This window comes from Pararhodospirillum oryzae, assembly GCF_007992075.1.
In the GTDB taxonomy this organism is placed as follows: domain Bacteria; phylum Pseudomonadota; class Alphaproteobacteria; order Rhodospirillales; family Rhodospirillaceae; genus Pararhodospirillum; species Pararhodospirillum oryzae.
Window position 1 is genome coordinate 17,178 of record NZ_BJZO01000029.1, and the last position, 14,799, is coordinate 31,976.

The window sequence follows — 14,799 nt, forward strand, 5'->3', positions numbered from 1 at the left end:
CCGTCGCACCGCCATTCGCGAGAGGGGGGGAGCGTCTTGTCCATGAACGATCCGTCGGGAACGGCTGCCGCCCATTGGCGGGCCACCTTGCGCCTGGTCACCGTGTGCCTGGGCGTGTGGGCGGGGGTCGCCTTGGGATGTTCCGTGATTTTCGCCGAACAGCTGGATGCCATCGAACTGGGCGGTTTTCGTCTGGGATTCTGGTTCGCACAACAAGGATCGATGGTTTTGTTCGTGCTGGTCGTGTTCTTCCACGCCTGGGGCATGAACGAAATCGATCGGGCCTTCGACGTGGACGAGGATTGAGCCCGGGGGGAAGGCGCGGCTTCATGGACCTTTCCTTTCTGACCCTGGGGGTGGTGGGCGCGAGCCTTGCCCTTTATCTTTTCATCGCGGTGCGTGCCCGGGCCCTGGGGACCCGTGATTTTTACGTGGCCGGGGGAAAGGTCCCGGCCCTTTTGAATGGCATGGCCACCGCCGCCGACTGGATGTCGGCCGCGTCGTTCATCTCGCTGGCCGGGGTCATCGCCTTTGGCGGCTTCGATGCCTCGGTCTACCTGGTGGGGTGGACGGGAGGCTATGTGCTGCTCGCCGTGCTGCTGGCCCCCTATTTACGCAAATGCGGCACGCTCACCGTGCCCTCGTTCCTTGGCGAGCGCTATGGATCACCGGCAGCCCGGGCGCTCGCGGTTTTATGCGTTTTGCTGGTTTCCGGGGTGTACGCCGCCGGGCAGATGCACGGCGTGGGCATCGTCTTTTCGCGGTTCCTGGGCGTGGACCTGACCACCGGGGTTTTGCTGGGCATGCTCGTGGTCATGATCACCGCCGGGGTGGGTGGCATGAAGGCGGTGACCTACACCCAGGTGGCGCAATACAGCGTGGTGGTGGTGGCCTACACCGTGCCGGCGGCCTTCCTGGCCTTTTCCCTGACCGGGGTTCCCGTGCCGCAACTGGCGTTCGGGGCCGAGGTCACGGCGCCAGGACCCGGGCATGGCCTGTACCTGCTTGATGCCCTGGACACCGTTTTGCAGGACCTGGGCTTTGCCGCCTACACCCGCCCCGGGCGCTCGACCCTCGACCTCGTGGCGGTGGTGCTGGCCTTGATGGTGGGCACGGCCAGCCTGCCCCATATCCTGGTGCGCTTCTTCACCGTGCCCAGCGTGCGCGACGCGCGCCGGTCGGTGGGCTGGACCCTGATTTTCATTGCCCTTCTCTACACCACGGTGCCGGCGGTGGGGGCCATGGCCCGGTATACCCTGACCACCACCATCCAGCAGGGGACCATCGGCGACCCCCAGGCCAACCTGTCCTACGCGGCCCGACCCGACTGGTTCCGCCATTGGGAAAGAACCGGCCTTCTGGTGGTCGAGGACCGCAACGGCGACGGGCGGATTCAGTACTACAACGACCGCGATCCGATCATGCAGCGCCGGGCCGAGCATCTGGGCTGGCGTGGCAACGAGCTGACCCGCATCGATCCCGACATCCTGGTGCTGGCCACCCCGGAAATCGCCGGCCTGCCCGACTGGGTGGGGGCCCTGGTCGCGGCCGGAGCCGTGGCCGCCGCGTTATCCACCGCCTCGGGCCTGCTCATGGTGATGGCCTCGGCGCTCAGTCACGACCTGCTCAAGGGGGTGTGGTTTCCGGCCCTGTCCGACCGGGCCGAGATCCGGGCCGGACGCCTGGCCACGCTGGGCGCGGTGATCGGGGCCGGCCTTCTGGGGCTTCATCCTCCGGGGGCCGTCGCCGAGGTGGTGGCCCTGGCCTTTGGCCTGTCGGCCGCGACCTTGTTTCCCGCCCTGGTGTTCGGGGTTTTCGCGCCGTCGATGAACCGCCAGGGCATCGTCGCCGGAATGACGGTCGGCCTCGTGTTCACCGTGGGCTATCTGCTGATCTTCAAGGGCGTGGTCATGGCCCCCTTGCGCGAGAACAGCGCCGCCCACTGGCTGCTGGGCATCTCGCCCGAGGGGATTGGCAGCGTTGGCATGCTGCTAAACACGACCGTGGCCCTGGTGGTTGCCCGCCTGACCCCATCCCCCCCCGAGGCCTTGCGGCGAAAAGTCCGCGATCTGCGCACGCCGCGTGCCATCGGCACCCCGTCCACCCGCTGGCGCGGCGTGCCGTAAGCCCGCCGGCGCCTTTTCCACGCGGGAGAGGGCCGGGCTTCAACCCTCGTTGTTTGAGTATGTCCTTTCGGGAAAAGCGGTATCCATTTTCCCTGACGCACTCCCCCCGTCAGGATTCGGCTTCGCGCACGGATTGCAAGAACCGGGCGATCAACCCCTTCAAGTCCAAGCTGCGCTGGCTCAGGAGGGCCGCGTCCTCCAGCACCTGGGCGGCGGCCATGCCGGTGGAACTGGCGGCGTCGGTGACATCGCCAATGCGCTCGCGAATGTCGTCGGTGCGCCGGGCGGCACCGTCGGCCCGGGCCTGAAGAACCCGCGTCACCTCGGCCTGGCGGGCGATGGCGGTGGCGATGGCGTCGAACACGGCGCCCAGTTGCCCCACCCGGCGCACGATCGCCTCGATCACGCTCACCGTTTCGTGGGTGGCGTCCTGGATCGCCGCGATCTGGCGCGCGATGTCATCGGTGGCGCGACTGGTCTGGCTGGCCAGATGCTTGACCTCGCCCGCGACCACGGCGAACCCCTTGCCGGCCTCGCCCGCGCGCGCGGCCTCGATGGTGGCGTTCAAGGCCAGCAGGTTGGTTTGCTCGGCGATATCGGTGATCAGGCGCACCACCTCGCCCACCCGCCCCACCGCTTCCGACAGGCCGGCGACCTTGCCGGTGCTTTCCCGGGCCTCGCGCGTGGCCTCGGCGGACAGGGCGCGGGACGCTTCCACTTCGTGCTCGATGGCGTGAACCGCGTCGACCAGGGTTTCGGTGGCCCCCGCCACTTCCCGCACATCCTCCGAGGCCCCGCCGGCGGCCCCGGCCACCGACTCCGCCTGCGTGCTGGAATGCTGGGTGGCTTCCGCCATGTCGCGGGCTGTCTCCTCCATGTGGCCCGCGGCCTCGGCGACCGTGGCAATGAGGCCGGCGACCGACTGATCGAACTCGCGAAGCAAACCCTCCACGGCTTTCGCCCGCCGGGCTTGCACGGCCAGGCCTTCAACCTCGCGGGCCTGGGCCGCGCGCCGGGCGATTTCCCCTTGCCGGAACTGCTCGACCGAGCGCGCCATGACACCAATTTCATTGCCCAGGCCCTGCCCCGGCACCGTCCGCTCGACGTCTCCGGCCCCCAGGACCTCCATGGCGCGGGTCAGGCCCTGAAAATCGCCCAGCATCTGGCGCGCCACCCACACCGCGCCGCCGACCGACGCCGTCAGCAATGCAAGCAGGCCCAGCAAGCCCAGGATAAGGTCGCGGCGGGCCTGGGCGCCCACGACTTCGACCAGATCAAGCAGCGCGCGGGCCGTTTCCTCCTCGATCTCGCGAAACAGGTTGATTCGCGCCGTGGCCGCCTCGAACCACTGGGCGGCCGAGGCTCCCTCGATCTGCCCCGTGATCAGGCTGTCGTGGGCGATCCGGCGCAGGCGCTCGACCTCGGCCGTGGCGGGCCGGGCCAGGGTGGCCTCGGCCCGCGCCCGCAGCCCGGGATCGCTCAGCGCCTCGAAAACGGCCCACAGCGCCTTTTCCTCGCCGTTCAGCGCCTTGGCCTGTTCCCACAAATCCAGGTTGAAGGAACCGGTCGCGAAGCCACGCGCAACCGTCGCACGCTCGCGCCCCGCCCGCTCCTTGGCGTGCATCAGGGCAACATAGGCAATCAGACGGGTGGTGACCTCGGCATTGCGGCTGAAGGCGCGCAGCCGGTCAACCAGCCTCAAAGCCTGCTCGATGATCGGGGTGTAGGCCCCAACCGCCCGCCCCGATTCCAGGTGACGCGAATCCACTTTCTCGCGCAGGGCCTGGCGCCCGGCCAACGCCACGCCCAGCGCCTCCAGATCCGCGGCCAGCCCCGCCCCCGGCTGGCTCAAGGGAGAGGCCTTGATCGCGCTTTCCAAATGCGCCACCGCGTCATCCACCGCGCGCCGTTCGGCTTCCAGGCGGACCTTGAAATCGTCGCTTCCCTCGGCCAGCAGCAGGCCCGAGGCGCCGCGTTCCTTCTGGAGCCCGTGCACGACGCCCCCCAGTTCCACCGTCACCCTGACCATCTCGCCCAACGCCAGGCTGCGCTTCAGGGTTTGGGCCTGGTCCATCGCCAGCACGATGGCGAGAGCGATCAGCCCCAGCAGGGGCAACAGAACGCTCAAGGCGATGGATAGGCGAATCGATCGATGGCGTAGAATGGGCATCCCCGTCTCCCCGTCGCGGCCCCCGGGTGGATTGCGGCGCAAACAGCCCAAAGACCGTACCCGATTTCCATCCATAAGGATACACCCGACCCTGCCCTACACGGCATGGACGCTTTTTTTCGACGCCGGGACAAGAAAGAGGACCAAAAAAGTCTGTTTAAGGCTTGCGTTCAGGAATGCGAGTGCCTATCATTCTCTCACTGAGGACTTGTGAGGTTTCCCCTATCGAACCCTCTTACTGGTGTCTCGGCCTTCAGGCTCCTTGATGCGGCTTCCCCCCTGGGGAGGCCGCTTTTTTTGCGTTCCGAATCATGGATAAGCGCCGTTGATCCGACATGAAAAGATATGAAAAACCACATAAACACAAAACTGCACGCACCAACATGGTTGCAGGTCAAAACACCATTAAACAAAAGAGACCAGACACGATGTTATTTTATTTGAAATATTGCGTGTAAAGTCAGATAATTAACTTTCTCCGCCACGCACATTCCCTCCGGTTATCCGCGATCGGCCCATTCTGGCCCAAGACACCCGGCACCCCGGAGCGGGCGCTTGACGCCCCCCGGGTAATCCGCCAGCCTGGACCGGTTTCGCGGGACTCCGCGCGGCCCCGCGCCCCGATTGCCGACCCTGGCCGACGATCGCGTTTCGTTTCCCGTTCAAGGCCACTTCCATGACGTCTTCGCCTCCGACGCGCCCCGTGGCGCCTTCCCAGCCCGGCTTCATCGAGCTGTTCACGCCCAAGCTGATCACCGTGTTGCGCGAGGGCTACCGCTGGCCGCACCTGCGCGCCGATGCCCTGGCCGGGCTCAGCGTCGCCATCGTGGCGTTGCCCCTGTCCACCGCGATCGCCATCGCCTCGGGGGTCACGCCCGACCGGGGGCTGTACACCGCCATCGTGGGTGGGCTTTTGATCTCGCTTCTGGGCGGCAGCCGCTTCCAGATCGGCGGCCCGGCCGGGGCCTTTATCGTGCTGGTCGCGACCACGGTGCACACCCATGGCCTGGACGGCCTGCTCCTGGCCGTGTTCCTCTCGGGCCTGCTCTTGATGGCGCTCGGGTTCCTGCGCCTGGGGACCTACGTCAAGTACCTGCCCTACCCCGTGACCATCGGCTTCACCGCCGGCATTGGGGTGATCATTTTCACAAGCCAGATCAAGGAACTCCTGGGCCTCACCCTGGCCGGGCCCGAGCCGGGACCGTTCCTTGAGAAACTGCCGGCGCTGTGGGCGGCGCTGCCCACCGTTCACCTGCCCACCTTGGGCCTGTCGGCGCTCACCATTGCCCTTCTGGTCGGGCTCAAGCGCTGGCGCCCGCACTGGCCCGGCCTTTTGATCGCCATCGCCCTGACCTCGGCGCTGGCCGCTGTCTTCAACCTGCCGGTGGAAACCATCGGCAGCCGCTTTGGCGGCATTCCCACTGGCCTGCCCGCGCCGCACTTGCCTGATCTGTCCTGGGCCAAGGTCCAGGCCGTGATGCCGGCCGCCGTGTCCTTTGCCTTGCTGGGCGCGATTGAATCCCTGCTCTCGGCCGTGGTCGCCGACAGCATGACCGGGCGCAACCACCGCTCCAACTGCGAGTTGGTCGCCCAGGGCATCGCCAACATGGGGTCTTCCGTGTTCGGCGGTATTTGCGTGACCGGCACCATCGCGCGCACCGCCACCAACGTGCGGGCCGGGGCCCATGGGCCGATGGCCGGCGTGTTCCACGCGCTCACCTTGCTGGCCTTCATCCTGGTGGCCGCGCCCCTGGGCGATCGCATTCCGCTCGCGGCCCTGGCCGGCGTGCTCGCCATCCTGGCCTGGAACATGGTCGAACGGCACGCGATCACGACCCTGGTCCGCGCCTCGTGGGGCGATGCGGTTGTCTTGCTGGCGACCTTGGGCCTCACCGTGCTGCGCGACCTGACCGAGGCCATTTTGATCGGCTTTGCCCTGGGCGCCCTGGTTTTCATCCGGCGCATGTCGCAGGCCACCGAGGTCGAGGCCCTGACGCCCCTGATTCCCGGCGATCGGGCCGACGGCGCCCCGGCCGAGCGCACCCCCTACGACGCCCGAGCCGCCCAAAACCGCTCCGTGGCCGTGTACCGGATTACCGGCGCGTTCTTCTTCGGCGCGGCGGCCTCGGTGGGTTCGGCCCTGGAGCGCATCGCCGATGCCCATTCCACCTTGATCATCGATTTTTCCGCCGTGCCCTTCTTGGATTCCACCGCCGCCAAGACCATTGAAGGACTGGCGCAAAAGGCCGAACGGCGCGGGCGGACCCTGGTTCTGACCGGGGCCAGCATTCCCGTGCGCCGGGCCTTGCTGGCCCATGGCGTGCGCCCGCCGCTGGTCACCTTCGCGCCGTCGATCGAGGATGCCTTGCCGCCCGCGCCCGAGGCCGCCGCCCCTTGATCGGCCAGGCGCCCGGCCCGGCGTCCGGGGCCCTGTCCCCGGGGGGAACCCTGCCCGTTCGGGTCCCCCGGAGGATCCCAAGCCTTCCGCTGCTGGAAAGCGCCCTGGTCGCGGTGGCGACCCTGGGGCTGGGGGCGCGTCGGGCCCGGGAGCGCGCCGCGCGGAGTCTGCTGGCGGCAACCACGGTGGGCGGGCTTCCCCTCGACGGCCCCCTGCCCGAGGCGTCGTCGCACCGGACGGCGCGGACCCTGGCGCGCACGGGACTGGCCACCCTGGGCCTGATCCCCCCCCGCCTGGCCCGCGAGACCACAACGCCCGGCCCGGGCGGCCGACCGCTCCACCACGCTGTGTTGCGCGTCGCGACCGCGTTGCTTGCCTGCCTCTCGGGCGGACTGCTCTTGCCCCTGGCCACGCGCGCGGCCGAACGCCACCGCCTGGAGCGGCTGCGGCCGCCGGGCCTGCGCGGGATGGAAGCGTGGCCCCTGGCGCCGTTTTATGGCGCGCTGCTCCCGGCGCTTGCCCTGGCCCTGGCGGTCGGGCTCCTGGGCCTGGGGCTGGGGTGGGCCGGGGCCCGCGTGGGAGCCTCCCTGTGGGGGCCTCCGGTGCCAACCTTCCCCGAATACGCATGGATCGCCGCCTTGCCGGCCCTGCTGGTTGGACAGGTGGCCTATCAGGGCCGGTGCCGGGTCCTGGCTTTAGGGTTCCTCGTGGGTCCCGGGGGGGAACGGCTGGCGTGCACCTTGTCGGGGCCCCGCCTGGCCTGGATCGCCGCCTCCAACGCGCTCGCGGTGCTGGCAAGCGCGGGCTTGCTGCTAGGATGGGCCCAGGCCCGCCTGTGGCGCGCCGTCGCCGGCCGCCTCGCCGTCAGCCTTCCCGCAGGCCCCTCCCCCCCGCCGTCCTCCCGCTCCCGCCGGGCCACGCCCTCGTCGCCCGCGCGGCTGGCCCTGGCCGGGGGGGGGCTGCTGGCGGCGCTGGCGTTGATCCCGGCCGGGGTGGGCGAAACCTGGCGCCTTGTTCCGCGCGCGGTTGATCGCGCCCTGGGCGCCGGCCTGTTCGAGGCGCTGCGCGCGGGCGGCCTCGCGCCCAGTGGCCTGCCCCGGGCCCGTCAGGAGGCCTTGCATGCCCGCTTCGCCGGGTTGGCCCGCGCCGATGGCCAGGATCCACCCCCACCCCTGGCCCTGGTCCGCGCCCCGGCGCCCCTGGCCCTGGCGCTTCCCGGGGGACCGGTGCTGATCAGCGACCGCCTGGTTCGCCTGGCCAACGACGACACCGCCCTGGCCGGGGTGATGGCCCACGAACTGGGGCACATCCAGGCCCGCCACGGGCCGCGCCGCCTGCTGCACAGCCTTGGTCTTGCCGCTGGTCTGTTCCTGGCCCGGGGATCGCCCTGGGTGCTGCCGGCCGAGGCCCTGATCGTGCCGGTTTTCCTGCAAGACCGGGCCCGCTCGCGTGCCTTTGAAGCCAGCGCCGATACCCACGCCCTGGCGCTGCTGGGACGGGTTGGCCTGGATCCCGCCCCCTTGCGCGCCCTGCTCGACCGCCTGGGCGGCGGTGGCGGCTGGCTGGATGCCCACCCGGCCGCCCGGAATCGCCTGCGCCCTTAGCGTTTGCCAGGGAAAAGTCGGCACCGCTTTTCCCGAAAAGACAAACTCAAGCAAAGGGATCCAAAGTCTGTCCGCTTCAACGTGAAACGGACGGACTCTAGTCGAGGGGCGCGGGGCCGCTGTCGGACGGCGCCGGGGTGGCAGAGCCGTCGTCGGGAACCTCGGTGCCGCCGGTCTCGGCGTCGGAGGGGATTTCGCAGCGCAGCACCCATACGTCATACACGCTGTGATCCATCGCCGACAGGGCCGGGCTGGAGGCAAACATCCAGCCGTGGAACACGTCGCGCGCGGGCTCGCCCTCGGCCAGTTCCGTGATATCCAGGTAGGCGGCGCTTTCCGGATCGTCGGGGGGCACCCGGCGCACGCACGAGCGCACGGTGATCGACAGCACCCCCAGGCGCGTCGCCGTCCCCACGTCCACGCGCACTTCACCAATACGGGCGGTGATCTTGTCCAGCCAGCCCAGGCGGGCCGTTTGCGCCTGGATATCCTCGGCGCCGGCGGGAGCGGCGATCCCGATCCCCCCCAGCACCGTGACCAGGGCCACCAGCGTCCGCATCCCGCTTCCCCGATGCCAGTGCCCCACGCGTGCCCTTGATGGCCGAGTCTTCATGATCCGTTCCATTATGTTCGCGATCGCGCCCGCCCGCTCACGATCCCGGCGCGGGCTGGGTGGCCAGGAAAATGATCTCGCCCACCAGTTCTTCCATCGACATGAAATCCTGGGTATTGGTCAACCGGCCACCGGTCTTCAGCATCGTGGTCGACTGCCCGGGCTCCAGGCGCACGTACTTGCCCCCCAGCAGGCCGTCGTTGACAATGGCGGCGCGGGTGTCGTCGGGGATGTGGACGCTCCCCGAAAGGGTCATCGAGACCACGGCCTGATAGGTGTCGGGATCCAGCTGACGCCCGGTGACCGAGCCCACCTTCACCCCGTTGATGCGCACGTCGCTTCCCGTTTCCAGACCGCCGATCTTCAAAAACACGGCTTCGACCGGATAGCCCGACACGGGCTTGAGCGTGGCACTGGTATAGGCAAAGGCCACGAACAGGCCGGCCACCAGCAGCACGACCGCGCCCATGATCGTTTCGATCGGATTGCGTTCCATGGCTCAGTTATCCTTGGGCGTGTCGGGAGGCGTGTCGGAACTGGGAAGGGCCGTGGCCTGGCCGGGCGGCAGGGCCCAGGACAGCGGCCGCGCGCGGGGGACCCCCGCCAGCCGCAGGCCGTTCCAGGCCACCGGGTGCGAGGGCGACAAAAACCACCCCGTGCCCGCGCTCTCGGCCTGGGTGCGTTCGCGGGCAAGGCAGGCCTGCCAATCGTGTACCGCCGCCGCGCAGCGCCGGGTCTCGGCCTCGGCCGCCTCGCGGGCCTGCTGTTCCCGGGCGCGGCGTTCGGCCTCGGCCTGTTCGCGGGCCGCGCGGTTTTCCTGGGCCTTGCGCCGGGCCTCGGCGTCGTGTTCGCGCACCTGCTCGGCCGCCGGCCGGTTGGGATCCAGGCCCCGGCGGGTCTTGGCCAGGGCCACGACCTTGGACATCAGATCCTCGATCACCACCGAATCCTGGGTGTAATCCAGGCGTTCTCCCGACCCGATGGTGCCAAAGCCCCCGCCGCCGGTCAGGAGCTCGATGTATTTCGAGCCCAGAAGCCCCTCGGTCTGGATGGCGGCGGACGTGTCGTCGGGCAGTTCCTGGGGGATATCCAACCGCATGGTGACCTCGGCCCGGTAGGTGTCGGCCAGGGTATGCGCCACCACCTTGCCCACCGGAATGCCGGCCAGGCGCACCTCGGAGCCCACGCCGACCCCGTCGGCCCGATTGAACACGGCCCGTACCTCGTAGACGCCCGCCGGCGCCTCGCCTTCGTAGCGGTTGATGGTTGTCAGGGCCAGCAGGAGCCCCCCCGCCAACACCACCACCGCTCCGATCAGGGTTTCCTTGCGACCATTACGCCCTGGCATGCTTCCTCACCCGGTCTGCCCCGTCCGACCCCGGCCCGGATCCGACCGCGCGATTGTCAGGGACGCCAAGCCTGATAGTCCCCGGTTGCCGCCGGCCGCTGCCCTCCCCGCCGTTCGTCGCCCGCCGGCACCGAGGCCGCCGGGGTTCCGGTCAGGTTGGGAAGATGAGGCTGGACCCACGCCCGCGCGCCCCCGTCCAACGGGGCGTCGCAGGTGTAATGCAGCCATCCGTGCCACTCCGCGGGGACCTTCGAAGCCTCGACCCGCCCCTTGTACACCACCCAGCGCTTGCGCCGGTACAAGGGCGCCGTCTTGGCCTCGCGGCTTTGATAATAGCGGTTGCCGTGGGCGTCCTCGCCCACCAATTCACCATTCAACCGGGTATACAACCGGGTGCCGATATTCATTGCAAGGCGACTCCTTGGAAAAGCGGCGCAACGGCAAACGACCACGCGGCGGGGGAACGCCGGCCGAATTTGAAGCCCGCACTATGGCGCATGCCAGCGCCCCCGTCCAGAAGGCGATGTCTGGTCTCGTGGTGCACAAGGACGCCCGCGCGCACGCCCGGGCCAGACAATCGCCCGACTCGTCGGGGCAAACGGGCACTTATCCCCAACCCCTAGCAAGGACAAAAAGCCGTTGTCGCCGTTCCCCCAAACCCATAATCTGGGAGACAAGAGCCTCCCTTAACCCCATATCTAGTAAATACGTCGGTCGAGTCGCCATAAGCTCCGCTCTTGCGGCCAGACCTCGCGGACCGGCCAGGCGGGGCTGGTCCCGTTGGGCCCCAGCCCCCAGCCCCCTAACGACCCCCGGCGTTTCCGGGGAAAGACGCAGCCTTTAAGGACACCGAAACCATGCGGATTGAACGCCTTTTCACCCGGGACGGCGCCAGCCCCTACGACGCCCTGACGTTCCGCGAAGCGACCAGCGAAATCCGCAATCCCGATGGCTCGGTGGTTTTCCGGGCCGAGGCCATTCAGGTGCCCGAGAATTTCAGTCAGGTGGCGGTGGACGTGCTGGCGCAGAAGTACTTCCGCAAGGCGGGGGTTCCGGCGCGCCTGAAGGCGGTTCCCGAGGACGACGTGCCCGCATGGTTGTGGCGCCACGGTGCCGACACCGAGGCCCTGGCCGCCCTGCCGGCCGACTCCCGCTTGGGTGGGGAAAGCGACAGCCGCCAGGTATTCGATCGCCTGGCCGGCACCTGGACCTATTGGGGCTGGAAAAGCGGCACGTTCGACACCGAATCGGATGCCCGCGCCTTCTACGACGAAATCCGCTACATGCTGGCGGCCCAGATGGCGGCCCCCAATTCCCCCCAGTGGTTCAACACCGGCCTGTTCTGGGCCTATGGCATCGATGGCCCCGGCCAAGGGCATTATTACGTGGACTACCGCACCGGCGAACTGCGCTTGTCGGAAAGCGCCTACGAGCACCCGCAGCCCCACGCCTGCTTCATTCAGTCGATCCAGGATGATCTGGTCAATGAAGGCGGCATCATGGACCTGTGGGTGCGCGAGGCCCGCCTGTTCAAGTACGGCAGCGGCACCGGCACCAATTTCTCGGCCCTGCGCGGGTTGGGCGAACCCCTGTCGGGGGGCGGGCGTTCGTCGGGACTGATGAGCTTCCTGAAAATCGGCGATCGCGCCGCCGGGGCCATCAAGTCGGGCGGCACCACCCGGCGCGCCGCCAAGATGGTGATCTGCGACATCGATCACCCGGACATCGAGGAATTCATTGACTGGAAGGCGCGCGAGGAACGCAAGGTGGCGGCCCTGGTCGCCGGCTCCAAGGTGTGCGAGCGCGCGGTGAAGGCGGTTCTGGCCGCGATCGCCGGGGCGTCCACCTCCCTTGACGACGAAGCCCGCTGCGATCCCGCGCGCAACGCCGCCCTGCGCAAGGCCCTGCGCGCCGCCAAGCGCGACCACGTGCCCGAGAACACCTTGCGCCAGGTCATCGCGCTGGCCCGCCAGGGGGTGACCGATCTTTCGTTTGAAACCTACGATACCGATTGGGATTCCGAAGCCTACCTGACCGTGGCCGGGCAGAATTCCAACAACACCGTGCGCCTGACCGACGCCTTCTTGAATGCCGTGGTGGAGGATGCGCCCTGGACCCTGCGCGAGCGCACCACCGCGCGCGCGCGCACCGTGCCCGCCCGTGCCTTGTGGGACAAGATCGCCGGCGCCGCCTGGGCCTCGGCCGATCCCGGGGTGCAGTTCGACACCACCATCAACGAATGGCACACCTGCCCGGCCTCGGGGCGGATCAACGCGTCCAACCCGTGCTCGGAATACATGTTCCTGGACGATACCGCCTGCAACCTGGCCTCGCTGAACCTCGTGGCCTTCCAGGAAGAAGGCGCGCCCTTCGATGGCGCCGCGTTCCAGCACGCCTGCCGGCTGTGGACCATCGTCCTGGAAATCTCGGTGCTGATGGCGCAGTTCCCCTCGCGCGAGATTGCCCAGCGCTCCTATGAATTCCGCACCCTGGGCCTGGGCTTCGCCAACCTGGGCGGCTTGCTGATGGCCAACGGCCTGCCCTACGACAGCGCCCCGGGCCGCGCCCTGTGCGGGGCGATCAGCGCCTTGATGACCGGCGTTGCCTATGCCACCAGCGCCGAAATGGCCGCGCTGATGGGCCCGTTCGCCGGCTACGCCGCCAACCAGGACGCGATGCTGCGCGTGATCCGCAACCACCGCCGCGCCGCCCATGGCGAAACCAGCGGCTTCGAGGGGCTGTCGATCGCGCCCCAGCCGCTTGACGCCGCCGCCTGCCCCGAGCCCGCCCTGGTCGCCGCCGCCCGCGCCGCCTGGGACCAGGCCCTGGCCCTGGGCACCGAGCACGGCTTTCGCAATGCCCAGGTCTCGGTTGTCGCGCCCACCGGCACCATTGGCCTGGTCATGGACTGCGACACCACGGGCATCGAGCCTGATTTCGCCCTGGTCAAGTTCAAGAAGCTGGCCGGGGGTGGCTACTTCAAGATCATCAACCGCCTGGTGCCCCGCGCCTTGCGCGCCCTGGGCTACGCGCCCGAAGCCATTACGGCCATCATCCGCCACGCGGTGGGTCATGGCACCCTGGCGGGCGCCCCGGCGATCAACCCCGAGTCCCTGAGCGCGCGCGGCTTCACCGCCGGCGCCCTGGCCCGGGTCGAGGAAGCCCTGGAGTCGGCGTTCGACATCCGCTTCGTGTTCAACCGCTGGACCCTGGGCGATGGCTTTTGCACCGGGGCCCTGGGCTTCACGCCCGAGCAACTGGACGATCCCGACTTCGACATCCTCGCCGCCCTCGGGTTCTCCCGCGCCGACATCGAGGCCGCCAACACCCATGTCTGCGGGGCGATGACCGTGGAAGGCGCGCCCGGCCTGAAGCCCGAGCATCTGAACGTGTTTGACTGCGCGAGCCCCTGCGGGCGCACCGGGACCCGCGCGCTGTCGACGACCAGCCACATCGGCATGATGGCCGCCGCCCAGCCGTTTATTTCGGGCGCCATTTCCAAGACCATCAACATGCCGGCCAGCGCCACCGTCGAAGCCTGCAAGGACGCCTACCTGACCTCGTGGCGCCTGGGCCTGAAGGCCAACGCCTTGTACCGCGACACCTCCAAGCTGTCGCAGCCCCTGGCCGCCCAGCTTCTGGACGACCTCGACACCGACGCCGACGCCGAGGAAGCCCCGGCCCCGGTGGCCGAGGTGCTGGCGCCCCAGCCGGCGGCCCAGCGCAGCCAGGTTCTGGCCGAGCGCATCGTCACCCGGGTGATCGCCCAGCGCTCGCGCCTGCCCGACCGGCGCAAGGGGTATACGCAAAAGGCCATCGTCGGCGGGCACAAGGTGTATCTGCGCACCGGCGAATACGAAGACGGCCGCCTGGGCGAAATCTTCATCGACATGCACAAGGAAGGCGCCGCCTTCCGCAGCCTGATGAACAACTTCGCCATCGCCATTTCCATCGGCCTGCAATACGGCGTGCCGTTGGAAGAGTATGTCGAGGCCTTCACCTTCACCCGCTTCGAGCCCCAGGGCATCGTCGAGGGCAACCAGGCCATCAAGATGGCGACCTCGATCCTGGATTACATCTTCCGCGAGGTGGCGATCAGCTACCTGGGCCGCAACGACCTGGCCCACGTCGAGCCCCAGGACCTGACCCCCGATACCCTGGGCGACGGCCACCAGGAAGGGGACTTTCATGATCAGACCTGGGAAGAGGATCACCTGAACCAGACGGTCAGCGCCGGCTACGTGCGTTCCAACCTGTACGTGCTGCGCCACAAGGACCGCGAGGCCAAGGGCCTGAAGAGCGGGGCCCAGGGCACCGGCACCCACGGCCCCGTCCATGCCGGCCTCGCCCACACCCACGGCGGTTCCACCGCGAGCAAGGGCGATAGTACCCAGGCCCGCATTCGCGAGGCGCGCATGAAGGGCTATGAAGGCGACAGTTGCAGCGAATGCGGCAACTTCACCTTGGTGCGCAACGGCACCTGCCTGAAGTGCGACACCTGCGGAGCCACCACCGGCTGTTCGTAAGCCCGGGCCTCGGA

Annotated in this window: 10 protein-coding genes; 5 read left to right on the forward strand and 5 right to left on the reverse strand. The window is 68.6% G+C overall.

The features are described 5' to 3' along the window. Window positions 1–42: 42 nt before the first annotated feature. Window positions 43–306, forward strand: coding sequence for a DUF4212 domain-containing protein (locus ROR02_RS06780; protein WP_147163262.1), 264 nt, complete (start codon window positions 43–45; stop codon window positions 304–306). 23 nt (window positions 307–329) lie between these two features. Further along, window positions 330–2,126, forward strand: coding sequence for a sodium:solute symporter family protein (locus tag ROR02_RS06785; protein WP_147163263.1), 1,797 nt, complete (start codon window positions 330–332; stop codon window positions 2,124–2,126). A gap of 109 nt (window positions 2,127–2,235) precedes the next feature. On the opposite strand, the gene ROR02_RS06790 is transcribed toward ROR02_RS06785, so the two are convergent. Continuing rightward, entirely contained in the window at window positions 2,236–4,296 is a 2,061-nt protein-coding gene (locus ROR02_RS06790) for a methyl-accepting chemotaxis protein (RefSeq protein WP_170245004.1), read from the reverse strand. Between the two features lie 676 nt (window positions 4,297–4,972). Between ROR02_RS06790 and ROR02_RS06795 the strand changes: the two genes are divergently transcribed. After that, window positions 4,973–6,694 carry a SulP family inorganic anion transporter gene (locus ROR02_RS06795; RefSeq protein ID WP_147163265.1) on the forward strand — a complete coding sequence of 574 codons (1,722 nt, stop codon included), beginning with the start codon at window positions 4,973–4,975 and terminating at the stop codon, window positions 6,692–6,694. Continuing rightward, window positions 6,691–8,298, forward strand: a complete 1,608-nt coding sequence (locus ROR02_RS06800) for a DUF898 family protein (protein ID WP_147163266.1) — start codon at window positions 6,691–6,693, stop codon at window positions 8,296–8,298. Before ROR02_RS06795 ends, ROR02_RS06800 begins: the two co-directional genes overlap by 4 nt. Window positions 8,299–8,395: 97 nt before the next feature. Here ROR02_RS06800 and ROR02_RS06805 read toward each other — a convergent pair whose 3' ends face one another. From ROR02_RS06805 to ROR02_RS06820, 4 genes are all read right to left on the reverse strand, one after another. Further along, window positions 8,396–8,857, reverse strand: a complete 462-nt coding sequence (locus ROR02_RS06805; RefSeq protein WP_147163267.1) for a DUF2155 domain-containing protein — start codon at window positions 8,855–8,857, stop codon at window positions 8,396–8,398. Window positions 8,858–8,948: 91 nt separating this feature from the next. Beyond that, on the reverse strand, window positions 8,949–9,407 hold the full coding sequence (gene mlaD / locus ROR02_RS06810; RefSeq protein ID WP_147163268.1) for an outer membrane lipid asymmetry maintenance protein MlaD: 459 nt from the start codon (window positions 9,405–9,407) through the stop codon (window positions 8,949–8,951). A gap of 3 nt (window positions 9,408–9,410) precedes the next feature. Continuing rightward, window positions 9,411–10,259, reverse strand: coding sequence for an MlaD family protein (locus ROR02_RS06815; protein ID WP_147163269.1), 849 nt, complete (start codon window positions 10,257–10,259; stop codon window positions 9,411–9,413). A 56-nt stretch (window positions 10,260–10,315) separates the two neighbouring features. Next, window positions 10,316–10,666, reverse strand: a complete 351-nt coding sequence (locus ROR02_RS06820; RefSeq protein WP_147163270.1) for an NADH:ubiquinone oxidoreductase subunit NDUFA12 — start codon at window positions 10,664–10,666, stop codon at window positions 10,316–10,318. A gap of 450 nt (window positions 10,667–11,116) precedes the next feature. Between ROR02_RS06820 and ROR02_RS06825 the strand changes: the two genes are divergently transcribed. Further along, window positions 11,117–14,785 carry a vitamin B12-dependent ribonucleotide reductase gene (locus tag ROR02_RS06825; protein ID WP_147163271.1) on the forward strand — a complete coding sequence of 1,223 codons (3,669 nt, stop codon included), beginning with the start codon at window positions 11,117–11,119 and terminating at the stop codon, window positions 14,783–14,785. Window positions 14,786–14,799 lie beyond the last annotated feature (14 nt).